This is a genomic window from Taibaiella helva, assembly GCF_003545695.1.
GTDB lineage: Bacteria > Bacteroidota > Bacteroidia > Chitinophagales > Chitinophagaceae > Taibaiella > Taibaiella helva.
Window position 1 is genome coordinate 48,949 of sequence record NZ_QUZZ01000002.1, and the last position, 16,352, is coordinate 65,300.

Sequence of the window (16,352 nt, forward strand, 5' to 3'; positions counted from 1 at the left end):
TCCAGGAAGCAGCAAATACCAGGCCAAACTCAAAATCTGACATAAAGGTATTAACTTTTAGACAGCTGTCGTTCGCCGCTGTTCCGGGAACAGGGCATCTGCATTTTGCCCCGGAAACAAGAACTGCCCGGAATGCATAGCGAATCCGGGCAGCTTAAGAGGTACAGGTCATTTAGCTTTCAGCATCATTCTTCAAAGCCATTTTACGATAAGCCTTGATGAAGATCGCGCCCAGGTTTTTGTTTGGCGGTACATAATCGCTGAACAGGTCTTTTTCCTGGGCGCCGCGGCTGTTGAAATATTTGTTCAGCTCAGACCAGGAATTGATCCAGTCGATATCCTGGCCCTGCAGCAATTGGGAGAACATAGTACGGATGATCGGCTCGTTCACGCTTTTCGATCCCACTTGCTTGGAAGAGATGATATTGGCATCGGGCGCTTTGTCCAACACCTGTGCCAGGTTATGATAACCGCCGCAGGAACCCAGCATCACCACTTTTACTTCCGGTGTCAGGTTCTCGAGCGAGCCGCCCAGATGGTAACTATGGCCGCGATGGATGACCATGGTGGGCACGATCTCTTTCTCTGTAAGGTATTTTTGCAGGGCACGTTGGGCTTCTTCGTCTTTGGGTTCCTCCAGGGGGAGGTTGGCGTAAACGATAATAGGATGGTCGCCTATAGAAGTAAAGGTCATCCAGTCCTTGTTGCTGCTTACCTTCCATTTCGCCGCAGGGAAGTTGGATTTAAAGCTGGCAAAGGAGCTGCGGCCATCTTCATCGCCGTAGAAAAAAGTTTGCACGATCACTTCGCCTTTGGCGTTCTTCAGCGATTCATAGGGAACGAAAGTAATGGGGGGGATCACGCTCAGCTGGCCGCTCAGCTCGGTTGAATTGTCGGCACTGTTGAAGATCGTGCTCAGCAGGCCGTATACGATCACACCCTTCTCGCTTTCCTTATTGTTGGCGCCATAGGTCCTTTCGTAATTGCTTTTGATCTCATTTTTGAGAAAGTCGATCAGCTTGGGGTCGGTAATGCTGCCGAAGGCATCGGCTACATCCACGGCGTCTTCAAGCTCGTCCTCGTCCCCTTTTTCCAGGTTGGCCACGAACTCTTTCATCAGAGCGCTTTTCTTATCCTCCTCCATAGAAGACAGGAAGGGGGAAAGCTTGTTGTAGCCGGCCGCCATACGGATAAAGGTGCGGAAATGACTTTTGTTTACCTTATCCAGCAGCTGATCGCCGCTCAACGGCTTCATTTTTTCCAGCATGCGGTCAAACATCCAGGTGAAGCTGCTGGTATAGATCTCATCCTGGCTGCCGATCATCATAAAATACAGGTCTTCGGCATCGAAATCCATCAGGGATTTAAAGCGTACCGGGGCAGGGGAGTCGTGCAGGCGGTTCACTTCGCGCACCAGCTCCAGGCCGCGGAGGTTCAGCTCCTGGTCTACTGCTTTTTCAGAAATATTATTGCCCTCTGTTTTAAGTCCAACCAGGGCCTTATAGTAGGCTTTGGGATTGGCGGTAATGGCATCGACCTCGCGGATGGTTCTTTTCTTGTTGTAGATCTCGGTGAGGAAAGGCAGGGCCTTGAGCGGAGTCTTGGATTCGGTGCCGATCTGAACGATCGTCTGCACCAGCGGGTCTTTGTTGCGGCGTACGGCCGAGCTTAAAGCGCTGGTCGAGGTAGCATAAGTAAGAATAGTGCCGGGCACGATCTTCGCTGCCGCGGCAATCACAGGATCGGCATAGGATTCGCGGGCAAACTCGGGCAGCCTTTTGATCATGATCTCCGGCTTGGCTTTGCCCACCGCTTCAAATACATAGGCCTTGGCCTCGGGGTATTCGTTCAGCAGCTCGCTGTTGTCGAGCGTATAGATATTGTCGTTTTGCTTTACGAATTCCATTACACGGTTCTGCTCGCGGGCCAGCATCAGCTCTTCGAAATTGGTTACAGAACGCTTGATATAAGTCGCGTTGTCGGGTGTCAGCGGACGGGCATTGAGCCGGCGCATCATAGCCTCAAGAGAACGGTGGTATTGTATCTTCTTTTGCGGGGTGGCCGCCGGCAGGTTTTCGATATGGATTAAGATCAGGGGCACCTGTTTGAGCAGGGCCTGGGTCACGGTATGCGACACGGCAGTATCCTCCAGCTCGATAATGCCATCGGCGGCGCCATCTTTCATATCGGCCTTCTTCACCTGCTTCTCGACATTGCCGGTAAACATTTGCCGGTTGATGGGAATGGGAGCGATCAGGGTATCCACTTCCCAGGGTTCCAGCTTTTCGATCTTTTCTTTTTTCTTATCCTTCTTTTTCTTCTTCTTTTGGGCGAAGGCATCGGGAGCGGCCAGTATGGTCAGGGAGGTAATAAAAAGGAATAGTAGTGCAGCTTTTCTATTCATAAGGTACAACAATGAGGTTGGCTTGGCAAGAGGCAAGCAATGATTTGATTGTGATCGCTAAAATTAAGCTATTGCCTGTAGCCTTAAAGACGCTTTAGCAATAATTTATGTTTAACCAGCGCTTTAAAAAGGAGTTATAAAATTTCAGGACCGGTCCGGACCGGTATAAAGGCTGAAAGGATAAAGCGCGGGCTGACCTGTTGCTTCTGTAAAAGCCGTATTTTTGCAGCCTTTATATCCCAGCGGCGCTATCCGGGCTGCGCCCTTTACCGAATATGTTCAAAAGCTATCTGAGAATTCAACCCGTAGCAGTACAGCTGCTCGTTTTCCTTTCTTTCTGGTGCGCGCTGATGCTGCTCAGCCTGTTTATTCAGCCCCTTTATATAAAGGCAGCAGCCGGTATCAGTTCCGCGCAGATGGAGCATTTCCTTGAAAATGATATTTATCATTACCCCAATCTGATCTTTGTTTCCAATGCTTTGTTCCAGGTCTTTTCCTTCCTGGTGCCGGCATTGGTATATGCTTACCTGGCCGATCCTTCGCCCCGCGCTTACCTGGGCCTGGTGAAGCCTGCGCGCGCGATAGGCATTGCCGGCATTATTGTGATGACCTTCGGGCTGCTTTGCTTTACCGGCGCTATTGCCGAGTGGACGGCGCAGCTGGACCTGGGGCAATCGTCCAAAGAGCTGGACCGCCAGCGGGAAGGGTTTATCAATGCCTACCTGAATGCCGGCAGCGGCTGGGCAGTACTGCGCAGCATTCTGCTGATCGCCCTGGTACCGGCTATCTGTGAAGAGCTGTTCTTCCGCGGCGTCATCCTGAAGTTTGCCCAGTCTATGTTCCGGCGCTGGTGGCTGTCCATCGGCGTGTCTGCCTTCCTGTTCACGCTCTTTCATGCCAGCGTATCCGAATTCCTGCCCATCTTCATCGCCGGTGTCGTGCTGGGCTGGGTGTATTATATTACCGGCAGCATGTGGATGAGTATCCTGCTGCACCTGCTATTCAACGGCATCCAGGCGCTGGTGGGCATTTACGCCACGCCTGCTATGGAAAAATCACTGGAAGGCGCCGGTCCTACGGTCATCGCTTTTGCGATCGGAGCCATGCTGCTCGCCGGCAGCATTTTTTTCCTGTACCGGAAACGGACGCCCTTGCCCGATAGCTGGAGCGTAGCGGCCGGCAACAACGCCGGCGGCTGGCTGCCCGAAAAAGATGCCTGAGTCCCTTAATCATTAATCCAAGAAACCGTACAACCCGGAATGAACTGGCCCGTATTTTTTACCCGATTGGGTTCTGCTATTGTCTTTGCGATCATTATGATGCTGGGACTTCTCTACCCGCACCTTTCGGCAATTTTTGTGCTGGCCCTGCTGATCCAGTTCCTTTGTATCCGCGAGTTTTTCGCGCTGATCGCAAAGATCTTCCCCGACCAGTATTTCCCCGGCTGGCTCCTGTGGTTTACCCAGGTAGCCGCTGTGCTGGTGGTGCTTAGTGTTCCTATGGTGGCTGTAACGCCGGGTTACGCTTTTATCTTAATGCTGTGCCCGGTTTTGATCCTGCTGGGTACCATACTCCATAAAAGGACCGGGCTGGTAGCCGGCTTTGCCGCGATTACCGGCCTTATCTATATTGCCCTGCCCATGGCTTTCCTGGTTACCCTGCGGGGCATTGATTGGGTCATTCCGCTGGCCCTCATCTTAATGATCTGGATGAACGATACCATGGCCTATATCGTCGGATCCTTTATCGGAAAAACACCTTTCAGCCCCATTTCTCCCAAAAAGACCTGGGAAGGTACGGCCGGAGGCGCCTTGCTTACCATCGCCGGTGCGGCGGTGTGGGGCTATTACGCCCCCCGGCAGGAATATGTCATGATCGACTGGATGGTGCTGGCGTTGTGCGCCGCCGTGGCCGGTACTGCTGGCGACCTGCTGGAATCTAAGCTCAAGCGCCTGGCCGGCATCAAAGATTCCGGTAATATAATGCCGGGACATGGCGGCGCGCTGGACCGCTTCGACTCCCTGCTGGTTACCCTGCCCTTCGCCTTTTGCTACGTTATGCTGTTTATGATCCGGTGAAGACAGTGTATCTTTGTAGACTGCAATTCAAAAGTCTGAATTCCAAAATATAAAATCAAAAACACTTACAATCGCTTACATCCAGGCTCTTGTATCTAGTATCTAACATCTCATATCTAAAGTCTAACATCTCAACATGTACATTCACCGCGAAGGTTACATCCACATCCTGATTGCCACCATTCTGTGGATCGGCGTCTCCTGGCTCAATTATCATTTTCTTTATTCTATACCCGTATTGTATTGGCTGATACAGATCGTGTTTTTCCTGCTCTGGTTCTGGGTGCTCTGGTTCTTCCGTATTCCCATCCGGAAATTTACCGAAGGCGAAAATGTGATCGTTGCTCCGGCCGATGGAAAGGTGGTCGTGATTGAAGAAACCGAAGAAGGTGAGTATTTCAAGGATAAAAGACTGCAGGTATCGATCTTTATGTCGCCCCTGAATGTGCATGTCAACCGCAGCCCCATTACCGGTAAGGTCGACTATGTCAAATACCATCCGGGGAAGTACCTGGTGGCCTGGCATCCCAAATCATCGACAGAGAACGAGCGCACTACGGTGGTGGTAAGCAATAATCATGTAACTTTACTGATGCGCCAGATTGCCGGCGCTATGGCCCGCCGCATCAAGTATTATGTAAAGGATGGCGATGCGATCCGGCAGAATGCTGAATTCGGCTTTATCCGTTTCGGGTCGCGGGTCGATGTCTTTTTCCCCGTAGGCACCAAGATTGATGTAAAAATTGGAGAGGCGGTAAAAGGTGGCCAGACAGTGCTGGCCAGGATTTAAACCATACAGGCCCCAGGCCTGTTCTTAAAAAATAATTGTAACGCTATTTATGGCTTTTAAGAAAATAGAAGATAACGAGCAGCGCCAGCGGAAAAAGAAGATCGTGGAGCGCTTTAAGAACAGGGTGCCCTTGCCCGCTATGAAAGACCGGAAGCAGCAGGATGTATATATCATCGATGCCGCATTGAAGGCCTTATACAATGACGGCGACAAAGTGACCCGTTCCCTGCAGGATGATGTTCTGAACCCCAACCATATCCGTATTTCTGAGAAGGATGCAGCGCGCATCTGGGATATTATGATCAATACCGGCCTCGTGCATTCCCTTATCGGTTTTGGCAACTCAGGCAAGCTTTCCCTGACCAATGACGGTTACCAGCTCATGAACCAGTTTGGAAGCTACAGTGCTTTCCTGGAAGAGAAAGACCGGGCGCAGCAGGGACAGCAGAACATGATGTTTCCCCAGTTCATCATTGAGCCTGCCGGAGACGATAAGGAAGAAAAGGAGAAGGGCGATGAGGATGAAGAGCAGAAAGCAGTAGGTAAAGCATAAGGATCAACATTAAAATATCAGTGTGATGACGACGACAACAGAAGCAGCGCCGGTCTCCTTTACGGAAGGCGCTTTGAGAGAATTGCGGCAGCTGCAGGCCCGGCCTGAAGCGGCAGGGATGATGCTGCGCGTAGGCGTGAAGGGTGGCGGGTGTTCCGGCCTCAGCTATGTGCTGGGTTTTGACCAGAAGGAAGAAGATGATATCGAGAGCGAAGTACAGGGTATCCCTGTTATTATGAAAAAAGCACACGGCATATACCTGCTGGGTATGGAAATCGACTATGCATCGGGATTGAACGCACGCGGCTTCGTGTTCAATAATCCCAATGCCAGCAGCTCCTGTGGCTGCGGCACTTCCTTTGCCGTATAAACCTATCCCCCGAGCCCTGATCAAGCCTTAAAAGGAGGAATACTTTTGAAACGAAAGATCTGTTTTTTGATACTGGCAGCAGCGCTCTCGGGCGGTGCTGCTCTTTTTGCGCAAAGCAGGAAGGACGAAAAGCCTGAACACCGGCCGGCGCAGAAAAAGGACAACCTGAACCGGACCGATGTCCGCAACCGTAAGCAGGGGCTTTGGTTTTACGAGCACGATGCGCGTATGGGCGAGCCGCATTATTATGAGTACGGCAGCTACATCGATGACAAGAAGAGCGGTGTATGGACCAAGCTGGACGGCGATCAGCGGCTCATGTCTACCGAGACTTATTCCCGCGGCCAGCTTAACGGGATTTCCCAGTACTACGAAGATGGCCGGCTGGTATGCGTAGGCAATTACCGCGGTCTGTATGCTGATGGCCGGTACGATTCCATTTGGGTTACCAATCCCGAAACGCTGGAAGATAGCCTGGTGGCCGTTCCTACTGAACTGGGCTATACGAAGCACGGCCTGTGGCGCTACTACGATGCCGGTACCGGGCAGCTTACCCGGGAAGAAGAATACCAGGTGGACAACCTGATCAGGGAGCAGGAGTTCAGCCATTATACCAGGTCGGACAGCCTGGCAATCAGGAAGCGGAACGATAACCTGCCGCACAATAAAAAGGCCTCGGCCAGGCCCCCGGCCGGCAAGCGGAAAAGCCTGATCGAGTGAAGTATTTGGACAATTTAATTTTATCCCTATCTTTGCGCCCGTCGACAACAATGACCCTGATAGCGAACATAAAGACAATAAAGACCAAGAAACCTTACCTGTATGGGTGAGCGGAGATCTTATTGTCCCTGAACGATAACAATAACGATGAAGCTTACCGGTACCGGTAAGCTTTTTTTATGACTTTAATTAACCGTAAAAACGAATCATGAGCACATCGATTGCCCAGCAGGAGCTGATCCGCCTCGCCGCCGAATACGGCGCACCGCTTTATGTCTATGACGCCCAAACCATGCGCCGGCAATACCGGAAGCTGGAAGAAGCCTTTAAGGAATGCCAGGTGAAGATACACTATGCGATGAAGGCCCTGAGCAATATCCATGTGCTGAAGCTGTTCCGCGAGCTGGGCGCAGGCCTCGATGCCGTATCGCTGGAAGAGGTGCGTATCGGCCTGCTGGCCGGTTATCCGCCTGAAGATATCCTGTATACCCCCAATTGTGTATCCTTTGCGGAGATAGAGGAGTGCGTAGCCCTCGGTGTGAAGCTCAATATCGACAACATTTCCATCCTCGAACAGTTCGGGCACCGCTATGGCAGCTCTGTGCCGGTATGTATCCGCGTGAATCCGCACATTATGGCGGGCGGGCATTACAAGATCTCCACCGGCCATATCGACAGCAAATTCGGTATCTCTATACACCAGATGCGGCACGTGGAGCGCCTGATCGGCTCCCTGGGCATCAGGGTGGAAGGCATTCATATGCATACCGGCAGCGATATCCTGGATGTCGATGTGTTCCTCAACGGCGCCGAGCTGCTTTTCGACCTGGCGCTCTCTTTTCCCGATATCGCCTATATCGATTTCGGCAGCGGCTTTAAAGTAGGCTACAAGCCCGACGATGTGACTACGGATGTGGCCTTGCTGGGCAAGCGGCTTACGGAGCGCTACCAGCGGTTCTGTAAAGAGTATGGCCGCGAGATACAGATCCATTTTGAGCCGGGCAAGTTCCTGGTCAGCGAGGCCGGCTATTTCCTGGCCAAAGTGAATGTGATCAAGCAGACCACAGCCACCGTTTTTGCAGGATTGGATACCGGCTTCAACCACCTGATGCGACCGACCCTTTACGATGCCTACCACCATATCACGAATCTTTCCCATCCGCATGGCCGGCAACGGGTATATACCGTGGTCGGCTACATTTGCGAGACGGACACCTTTGCCTGGGATCGTCCGTTGAAAGAAGTGAGGGAAGGCGACCTGCTGTGCTTTCACAATGCCGGCGCCTATGGCTTCATGATGGCGTCCAACTACAATTCGCGGCTGCGGCCGGCCGAAGTGCTGGTCGATGGTACAGAACATAAGCTGATCAGGCGGCGGGAAACCCTGGACGACCTGCTGGCAACGCAGCTGATGTAAGCTGTATTATTGATCCCCCTACATCAAGAGAAGTCAAGTTTTAATAAAAACCTGACTTCTCTTGATGTAGGGAAAGCGCTGAAACGCCTGGCTGATCGGTTGATTGCACCTGCTGATTCTTGTATCCATACCTTTTTATTTCCCCCTTTTGGCGGTAGCTGCAGTGATTGACGTGCCGGTAACTTTGCAGGGATTTAAACCCTTATCTTATGACGAGATTACTACTCGCCATAGCGCTGACCTGCTACCTGAACAGCGCTATAGCACAAACCGGGAACCAGGCCGAAAGCACAACCACACAGCTGGCAGGGGTTACCATATCCGGCATCATCAAGGATTCAGCGGCCAACCAGGTGCTGGAATTCAGTTCGGTGATGCTGATCAAAAAAGGGGAACAGGCTTCCGACGGGATCAACTCGGATAGCCTTGGCCACTTTGCCTTTCACCAGGTACAGCCCGGTGAATATACGCTCAGTGTTTTTTATGTCGGCTATCCCAAGCTGGAACGGACAATTGTCGTGGATGCTTCCGGCAAAGATATTTCCCTGGGTGTGGTGAATATGAACACCGGCAATACGGCGCTGAAAGAGGTGCAGATCGTGGACTACCGGCAATTGGTCGAGCAACGGCCCGATGGTATGGTTTATAATGCGGAAAAAGATATTACCAATAAAGGCATTACCGCCGATCAGCTGCTGCGTAAAGTACCCATGGTGACGGTAGACCTGGAAGGTAATGTACAGCTGCGCGGCAGCCGCAACATCAAGGTGCTGATCGATGGCAAGCCTTCAACGCTCATTGCTTCTTCGGTAAAGGATGCATTACGTCAGATCCCCGCCGATAATATTAAGTCGGTAGAAGTGATCACCAGTCCCGGCGCGCGCTACGATGCCGAAGGTGCGGCCGGTGTGATCAATATCATTACCAAGAAAAGCCTGATGAAAGGCCTTAGCGGTTCGGTATTCGGAGCGCTCAGCTATAACGTGCCCCAGCAGCTGCTTACAGGTCACGGCGGCTTTAACCTCAATTACCGCAACAAGAATTTCGGACTGGGATTGAACGCCGGAGCAAGCCGTTGGGAAATGGTGATCGATATGATGTCGGAGCGTACCGACTTTCCCAGGACCAATTCGCAGGCGACGCTGATCCAGAATACTGTATTCAACGGCGGCGGTAACTTTTACTGGAGTCGCCTCAATGCCGATTACCAGATCGATTCCCTGCAATCTATACAGGCCGGTATCAGCTACAATCCCGGCAACTGGACACAGAACACCCGCCTGTTCAATCATTTTATGCCGGTAGATACAGCCGATTCGCGTCGGAACACTTATTCCGAGTCGCCGCGGGACAACATTGGCTTCGATGCTGCGTACTCGCTTAAGTTTAAGAACAACCCCAAGCGCACGCTGGACATTCTTTCCCAGTATTCCATCAATTCAACCACCCAGAAATACGAGCTGGACGGCCACAGTATGACCGACGATGCGATCAATTACAGGGAACGGAACACCAATAAGAGCCACAACAACGAATTCACGATACAGGCCGATTACGTGCATCCCTTAAAGAAGCCGGGACAAAAGATCGAGACGGGGCTGAAGTACATCAACCGGGATATTTCGAGCGAATACCAGCTGGAATTCTGGACGCCCAATGCGACCGACTTTGCTGTGGATCCCCGCCGCACCAATCGCCTGGCTTATACCCAGCAGGTAGGCGCCGCTTATGCCCAGTTTGCTACGCCGTTGTCCAAAAGGTTGAGCATGATTGCAGGCGCACGTTATGAGTTTACAGATATTAAGGGTCATCAGCAGGAAGCCGGCAGCGCTTTCAAAACGCAGTTCAACAACCTGCTGCCCAACCTCAGCTTCGCTTACGGCCTCAGCGACTACAGCAAGCTGAAGCTGTCCTATAACATGAGGATCGAAAGGCCATCCATCGATTACGTTAATCCCTATATCAACTATAGCGACCGTTATAACCTGACACAGGGCAACCCGCTGCTGGTGCCGGAAAAAACGCATAATGTGGAGCTGGGCTATAGCACCTTCTTCGGCAGCACCAGCCTTAACTTCTCCTCCTTTTACCGTCATACGGGTAACGGGATCGAGAATGTAACTTCAGTCGGCTCTGATAATGTAAGCCGTACAACCTACCAGAACGTAGCCAAGAACAATACGGTTGGCCTGGATTTCTACGGTTCCAGCAATTTCTTTAACCGCTGGATGATCAATCTCAACGGAAGCCTTTACTATAAGTCTTTGAAGAGCCCTTCGCTTAATATCGAGAACTCGGGCTGGCAATATACCGCCAGCATGTATACCAGCTTCAAGCTTTCCGAGCGCTTTTCTATCGCCGGCTATGCTATGTACAACGGCAACCAGATCCAGCTGCAGGGCTACCAGACCACCTGGTACTACTACTTCCTGGGCCTGCAGGTAACGGTGCTGAAAGGCAAGGGTACACTCAATCTGGCGGGAGAGAACTTCTTCACGCCTGAAGTGCACATGACTACCAAATATCAATACCAGAACGCCGATTACGAAATGCATTCGACCTATTATGGTCGCGGTGTGCGCCTGTCGTTCCAGCTGAACTTTGGAAAGATGCATTTCATGCAGCAGAAGAAAGTAGACAACAAGGACCTGAAGAGCGGTAATAACGGTCAGCAGACCATGGGTGGACAATAATCGCATGACATGCCGGTCCCGGTGAGCCGGAATACAACTACATAAAATGCATCAAAAGCATACTTGCACAGACGTTGCATTGCAACGTCTGTGCCGTGATTATACTCAAGGGCCAGCCTTTTAGGCCACCCGCAATAGAGAAGCCGGATAGCCATTGAATAAAAATACATCAAAGCTTACTTGTACAGACGTTGCCGTGCAACGTCTGTTTCATCTGTAGAATAGGGTTAAACAGTCATGGTACGTATACCGCCGAGGATTACGGATAGCAACATGAGCGCTATAGAGACCACTGTCAGTATGCCCATATAGCGGAACAGGGTTTTCTGGTAACGGAATCCCTCGTTGATCAGGTCGCGGTTGTTGTTCTGTATACCTTGCTTCATGCGCGAGGAGAACCGGAATAAGGCATAAATAGGGTAGCAGTACAGCGCTGCCAGAATCACGATGACGATGACAGAGATAATAACGGCCAGGCTGGTTTCGATCTGGGCCATCGCGGAAGTAGTGTAGGTAGCCATCACGATGTATATTCCCGAAAGCACCATGATAAAGATAAAGCAAATGGCCAGGAACCGTGTCCAGCGGGTGGTTTCGAGCAGGTGGGCCTTGGCGGTTTCGTCAAGGCCGGTTTCAAAAAGGTCAGGATTCTGTTGTAGCATGGATTAAGAGGATTGGATATTGGAAACATTAAACGGCTGACAGTACCAGTGAAGAGCAATTGCCGCCGAATCCGAAGGAGTTGGACAGCACATGCTTTACCGGCATGGCCTGCAGCGTGGTTACCGGCTGCCAGTTCAGGCTGGTCATCGATGTGTTCATGCGCAGGTGGGGCAGGCATATTTGTTCCTGCAGGCTCAGCAGGGAGAAGACCGCTTCTACCGCTCCGGCAGCAGCCAGGGTATGACCGGTAAAGGCCTTGGTCGAGCTGGCAGGCGGTACCTGTTCAAAAACGGCTTGTACCGCGGCGCCTTCCGAAGCGTCATTGTTCTCCGTGCCGGTTCCATGCAGGTTGATATAGCTGATGTCCTTCGGGGCGATACCAGCCTGCGCTATAGCTTGCCTCATGGCCAGCTGGTTGCCCTTGCCCTCGGGTGAAGAAGCCGTCTGGTGATGCGCGTCATTAGCGTTGGCATAGCCGGAGACAGCTGCGCCGGCATGACTGCCGAGCTGTTGCATCGCCTTCTCGCCGGCCAGTACCAGGTAGGCTGCACCTTCGCCCAGATTGAGCCCCCGGCGGTGTTCGTCGAAGGGGCGGCACAATTCCTTGTCCAGGATCATGAGCGAATTAAAGCCATTGAGCGTAAAGCGGGAAAGGCTGTCGGCGCCTCCGGCGATCACGATATCGTATTGACCATTCCGGATCAGCTTGGCGCCCATCATAATGCTGTTGGCCGAGGAAGAGCAGGCTGTGCTGATGGTAGTGCTCCAGCAATGCAGCCCCAGGGCCTGTGTCGTGCGTTCCGTGATCGCGCCGCATTCATGGTGGCGCACCATGTTCAGGTCTCCTGTCTGCCGGTCCTCGTTGAAGGAAGCATAGAAAGATTCAGTAAGGTCCATGCCGCCTACGGTGTTGGCAGAAATAAAAGCAATACGAAGACCGGTAGCTTTGCCGGCCAGCGGCAGCCAGGCTTCCTGCGCGGCCAGGATACTCAGCAGCGCTGTACGCGGCAGGCGGGCATCGGCGCCGGTACGGGCAGCCAGGGCCTCATTGCTCAGCTTCACTTCACCCACCGGCAATTGATGCCGGGTGGACAACCATTCGGGCAGGCCAATGGCGGCCCGGCTGGCTTTAAGCGAGGCCAGGTTTTCGGATACGGTATACCCGATGCTGGTAACGAGCCCGCAGCCGGCAATATAAGCAGTATTATGCATGATTGAAGATTTGTTCCAGCACAGGAAGATCAAAAGGCAGGGCAGGGCCCTGAGCAGGCCGCTCTTTGCTTACCCACAATAATGTAGCAGAAAGCCTGCCGGCAGCAGCTTCTACGTGCCCGCAAAGGCAGGCGCTGCTTTCCCGGTGCTCCAGGAGATCATGCACATAAAAACCGAACCAAGCCGGATCGGCTACATCGCTGATGGTACACATCTGCTCGCCTTTAAAGCCATGCCGTATATCGATCTCGCCCAGCATAATATTGGGCAGGGTATAGACAAACAAGGCCGGGCTGGCCAGGCGCTGGCGGCTCTTCTCAAATTTCCGGTCCACCTCGAGGCAGCCGGAAGCCGTGCTGAGCACCGTGGCTACCGTATTACGGTCAATGGTCAACGCTGCAGGCAATACCCATTCTGCAGCCAGGAACGCTGCACGGCTGAGGATGTCCATTTTAAAGAACTTGGGATAGCTGATACCCGACTGCTGATACAGGGACAAAGCAATCGCATCGATATCCTGCTCCGCTGAGGTATAAAGCAGGGCGCCATCGCGCCATACCTTTTGCTGCCGCCACTGTATATAGTGCTGTAAGTACAAAATAGAATTTGTTTTTGCCGGGAAGGACCGGATCAGGAGCAAAATAAAGCAATGGAGGGCTTATAACAAAATGACATCGCATAGCGGGAGTGTGGTTACTTTCCCGCGGCAAGCCGGTCGGGACGCGATAGCGGCCTGGACGGCTTGCCGCATACATAAGGTGCATGATGCCTTCCAACGACATGCAGAAGCGGGATATGATCTGCATCTGATCGTCGCTGGCTGTTCCATAGGGAAGTTTAAGAGGTCCGCAGATAGGGAACGCCTCGTTGTATGGCCGGTTATAGATCCGCGCCTACCACTTGCACTCTTTAAGGCTGACAAGCCCGCAAGTATTCAATTGTGTAATAGAGCTCATGGTGTTGAATGGCGGTTCAAGATAGAGCTTTTCAAGTTTACTAAGGCCCGTTACATAAACCTTCCTCAAAGGATTTCCGTCGAGGTCAGCCTCTACCAGTTGGGTAAAAGGTCTCAGATCGATTTCTGTAATTAGATTTTTAGAAAGATTCAGATCTTTCAGCGCCGAAGCTTCTCCAATTTTGAATTCGGCTATCTGGTTCCGGAAAAGTTCTACTTTTTCCAGCTTCGGTTTATTACGCAGATCTATTCTTTGTAATTTATTCACGCTTATCCGTATGTCCCGCAGTTCCGTAAGCCCTGTTAGATCAAGGATAGATAATTGGTTCTGATCCATAAAAATAACTTCGACATTCGTACATCCTTTTAATTTCAGTTGTGTGATCTCGTTGCCGATGCCGTAAATATATTTTAGATTTCGCATGCCTTCAAGGTCGACAATTTCTAAATTGTTATTAAGAAAAGCAAAATCTTCCAGGCTGGTGAAATTTTTAATGCCTTCTATCGAAGATATACCGAAGTTATTGATGTGCAGCTTTTTTACATTTACAACTTCTGATTTTTGAATTGCTCCATCGTTGTTGATATCAAGTTCCTGGGCTATGAGGGCTGCCTTAAAATTTTCATCAGGAAAAGAAATTGTCTGGGCTTTTACATAAGTTGCAGCACATACAAACAGCAGGTTGAGTAAAAGGATATATAACAGTTTCATTAGTGCGCTTTTTAGTTTATAATATCTGATGGTACGAAAGAGTGATCTATCTTGCGATAGTCACTGTTATTACTCTGCCGTCTCCGGTCACTTCAATGTATTCACCTATTTCCTTTTCATAGGCTGTCGCATCATAATGCGTTTCTGTAGGAAAAGATCCTCCGCCCATTTGTATGCCAAGCATATTATAATTGGCGCTGACAGGCCCCGACTGCACCACATTCCTTGTCACTTTTTCCCATGTTACCCAGCTCACGATATAGTATTTTCCTGGCTTTATGTTGGTAAACTCAAAATTACCCTTGTCATCTATAGTTTTTGTTTCTATCCTTGCCATCGCGGCTTCTTTCGTCATAGCCGCCAGCTTTTTTTTACTATTGTACTTCTTTTTAAGCTCGATGTATTCTGAAAGATGGGGTGTTACAGGATAGAGCAGCACCTTATCCTTAAAGCCGGGATAATTTACCCAGCCTCTTTTCTTTAATGAAATACGGCCCTGAATACTATTCGTTCCTTCTTCAAGCATTTTGTAAGCTTCCTCTTTATTAAAAGCAGATGCAGGAAGAATATATTCCGGTTGTTTTTGCGCCCTGGCAAAAAAAGAAAAGCATAAAATGAAAATGATAAGGCCGGGTATGCGCGGTTTTAGACAGTGGTTCATTTTGTGAAAATTACAATCCAAAAGTAGCTACGACAGGGCATGAATATCCTACCTGGAAATGTGTATTTTTTGTTTCCGATTGGCGCGAAGGTATCTTATCCCGTAGGACAAACCTGTAGTTATGTGACGGCAGGTATAGGGCACACACGGGGCGCCGGCGACCGGCAGGCCGTGTACAAAAAAAACTGCCCTGGGAGGGGCAGTTCAGGTATCGAAGAGTGTGGTTCTGCTTATTTGTACAGGCCGTCTTTCTTGGCTTTTTCTTCCACGGCTTTGGCGCGTTCACCGCTGTCGGGGTGAGAGCTCATCATTTTTTCCATGTTGCTTTGCTTGGCGCCGGAGCTCAGTGATTGCAGCTTCTTGAAAGCGCTGGCCATGGCCATGACATTGTACTTGTGCTTTTTCATGAAATCGTAGCCGTAGTCGTCCGCTTGCGATTCCTGCTTGCGGCTGTATTTGGACTCCAGCATGGCATTGGCGATGGCGCCCAGCTGGCTGTCGGTGAGGTTGGACACTACGCCGGATTGGGAACCGGCGGCATCGGAGATAGCAGCGCGCTTATAAGCATCGCGGATAGCGTCGCGGGTATCGTGGTTCTTTACATGACCGATCTCGTGGCCGATCACCGCGAGCAGCTCTTCGTCGGTCATCATGTCCATCAGGGAAGAGAATACGCGGATGCTGCCGTCGGCACAGGCAAAGGCGTTAATGTCTACAACCTTATAGACTTTATAGTTGAGCGTAAGGCCGTCTTCATTCTTGTGCTTACCGAAGATCTTGTTCAGGCGTACAGCATAAGGATCGTTGTCTGCGGCTACAGGGTTGTTCTTATCCATCCAGTCTACAGATTCCTTGGCTAGCTTGGCGGCGTCGGCATCGCTGAAGGTAGCGGCCTTAACGCCTTTCTCGGCAGCGCCTATGGTTTTGGAATTCAGTTTGAATTGCGCGTGGGTTGCGCCGGTGGCGATAGCGGCCACCATCAGGGTAAAGATCGACTTCTTCATGTTGAAATTTTTTGTTTTATGATGTGAATTGTCCGGCAAAAATGCAGCAAGGTTTTGAATCTGCGCTCATTTTTAGATAGGTTTTGCAATTCGGACCATTCCTGCCCTTTTCTACGGCAT

The 16,352-nt window shown here is 51.1% G+C and carries 15 protein-coding genes; 8 read left to right on the forward strand and 7 right to left on the reverse strand.

The window, feature by feature from the left end; translation table 11 throughout:
* Positions 1 to 172: 172 nt before the first annotated feature.
* Positions 173 to 2,404, reverse strand: a complete 2,232-nt coding sequence (locus tag DZC79_RS02915) for a hypothetical protein (protein WP_157976874.1) — start codon at positions 2,402 to 2,404, stop codon at positions 173 to 175.
* Positions 2,405 to 2,679: 275 nt separating this feature from the next.
* Here DZC79_RS02915 and DZC79_RS02920 point away from each other — a divergent pair, with 275 nt between their 5' ends.
* From DZC79_RS02920 to DZC79_RS02955, 8 genes are all read left to right on the forward strand, one after another.
* A complete protein-coding gene (locus DZC79_RS02920; protein ID WP_118950060.1) occupies positions 2,680 to 3,624 on the forward strand; it encodes a CPBP family intramembrane glutamic endopeptidase in 945 nt (314 codons plus the stop codon).
* 39 nt (positions 3,625 to 3,663) lie between these two features.
* Positions 3,664 to 4,482, forward strand: coding sequence for a phosphatidate cytidylyltransferase (locus DZC79_RS02925; RefSeq protein ID WP_118950061.1), 819 nt, complete (start codon positions 3,664 to 3,666; stop codon positions 4,480 to 4,482).
* 136 nt (positions 4,483 to 4,618) lie between these two features.
* Positions 4,619 to 5,272: a phosphatidylserine decarboxylase family protein gene (locus tag DZC79_RS02930; protein ID WP_118950062.1), complete on the forward strand. Its 654-nt coding sequence runs from the start codon at positions 4,619 to 4,621 to the stop codon at positions 5,270 to 5,272.
* Positions 5,273 to 5,321: 49 nt separating this feature from the next.
* Positions 5,322 to 5,825: a hypothetical protein gene (locus tag DZC79_RS02935; protein WP_118950063.1), complete on the forward strand. Its 504-nt coding sequence runs from the start codon at positions 5,322 to 5,324 to the stop codon at positions 5,823 to 5,825.
* A 25-nt stretch (positions 5,826 to 5,850) separates the two neighbouring features.
* Positions 5,851 to 6,195, forward strand: coding sequence for a HesB/IscA family protein (locus DZC79_RS02940; RefSeq protein ID WP_118950064.1), 345 nt, complete (start codon positions 5,851 to 5,853; stop codon positions 6,193 to 6,195).
* A gap of 45 nt (positions 6,196 to 6,240) precedes the next feature.
* Positions 6,241 to 6,915, forward strand: coding sequence for a toxin-antitoxin system YwqK family antitoxin (locus DZC79_RS02945; protein WP_198666749.1), 675 nt, complete (start codon positions 6,241 to 6,243; stop codon positions 6,913 to 6,915).
* 208 nt (positions 6,916 to 7,123) lie between these two features.
* Positions 7,124 to 8,332, forward strand: a complete 1,209-nt coding sequence (gene lysA, locus DZC79_RS02950) for a diaminopimelate decarboxylase (protein ID WP_118950066.1) — start codon at positions 7,124 to 7,126, stop codon at positions 8,330 to 8,332.
* Between the two features lie 209 nt (positions 8,333 to 8,541).
* Positions 8,542 to 11,025, forward strand: coding sequence for a TonB-dependent receptor (locus DZC79_RS02955; protein ID WP_118950067.1), 2,484 nt, complete (start codon positions 8,542 to 8,544; stop codon positions 11,023 to 11,025).
* A 227-nt stretch (positions 11,026 to 11,252) separates the two neighbouring features.
* On the opposite strand, the gene DZC79_RS02960 is transcribed toward DZC79_RS02955, so the two are convergent.
* The 6 genes from DZC79_RS02960 to DZC79_RS02985 all read right to left on the reverse strand — a co-directional run bounded on the left by DZC79_RS02960 (position 11,253) and on the right by DZC79_RS02985 (position 16,232).
* Positions 11,253 to 11,687 carry a DUF5362 family protein gene (locus DZC79_RS02960; protein WP_118950068.1) on the reverse strand — a complete coding sequence of 145 codons (435 nt, stop codon included), beginning with the start codon at positions 11,685 to 11,687 and terminating at the stop codon, positions 11,253 to 11,255.
* Between the two features lie 28 nt (positions 11,688 to 11,715).
* A complete protein-coding gene (locus DZC79_RS02965; protein WP_118950069.1) occupies positions 11,716 to 12,900 on the reverse strand; it encodes a beta-ketoacyl-[acyl-carrier-protein] synthase family protein in 1,185 nt (394 codons plus the stop codon).
* Positions 12,893 to 13,498 carry a beta-ketoacyl-[acyl-carrier-protein] synthase family protein gene (locus DZC79_RS02970; protein ID WP_157976875.1) on the reverse strand — a complete coding sequence of 202 codons (606 nt, stop codon included), beginning with the start codon at positions 13,496 to 13,498 and terminating at the stop codon, positions 12,893 to 12,895. The genes DZC79_RS02965 and DZC79_RS02970 overlap by 8 nt, the downstream gene beginning before the upstream one ends.
* A 295-nt stretch (positions 13,499 to 13,793) precedes the next feature.
* Positions 13,794 to 14,567: a leucine-rich repeat domain-containing protein gene (locus DZC79_RS02975; RefSeq protein WP_118950071.1), complete on the reverse strand. Its 774-nt coding sequence runs from the start codon at positions 14,565 to 14,567 to the stop codon at positions 13,794 to 13,796.
* 46 nt (positions 14,568 to 14,613) lie between these two features.
* Positions 14,614 to 15,228, reverse strand: coding sequence for a prealbumin-like fold domain-containing protein (locus DZC79_RS02980; RefSeq protein ID WP_118950072.1), 615 nt, complete (start codon positions 15,226 to 15,228; stop codon positions 14,614 to 14,616).
* A gap of 230 nt (positions 15,229 to 15,458) precedes the next feature.
* Complete coding sequence (locus DZC79_RS02985; protein ID WP_118950073.1) at positions 15,459 to 16,232, reverse strand: M48 family metallopeptidase; 774 nt, start codon at positions 16,230 to 16,232, stop codon at positions 15,459 to 15,461.
* Positions 16,233 to 16,352 lie beyond the last annotated feature (120 nt).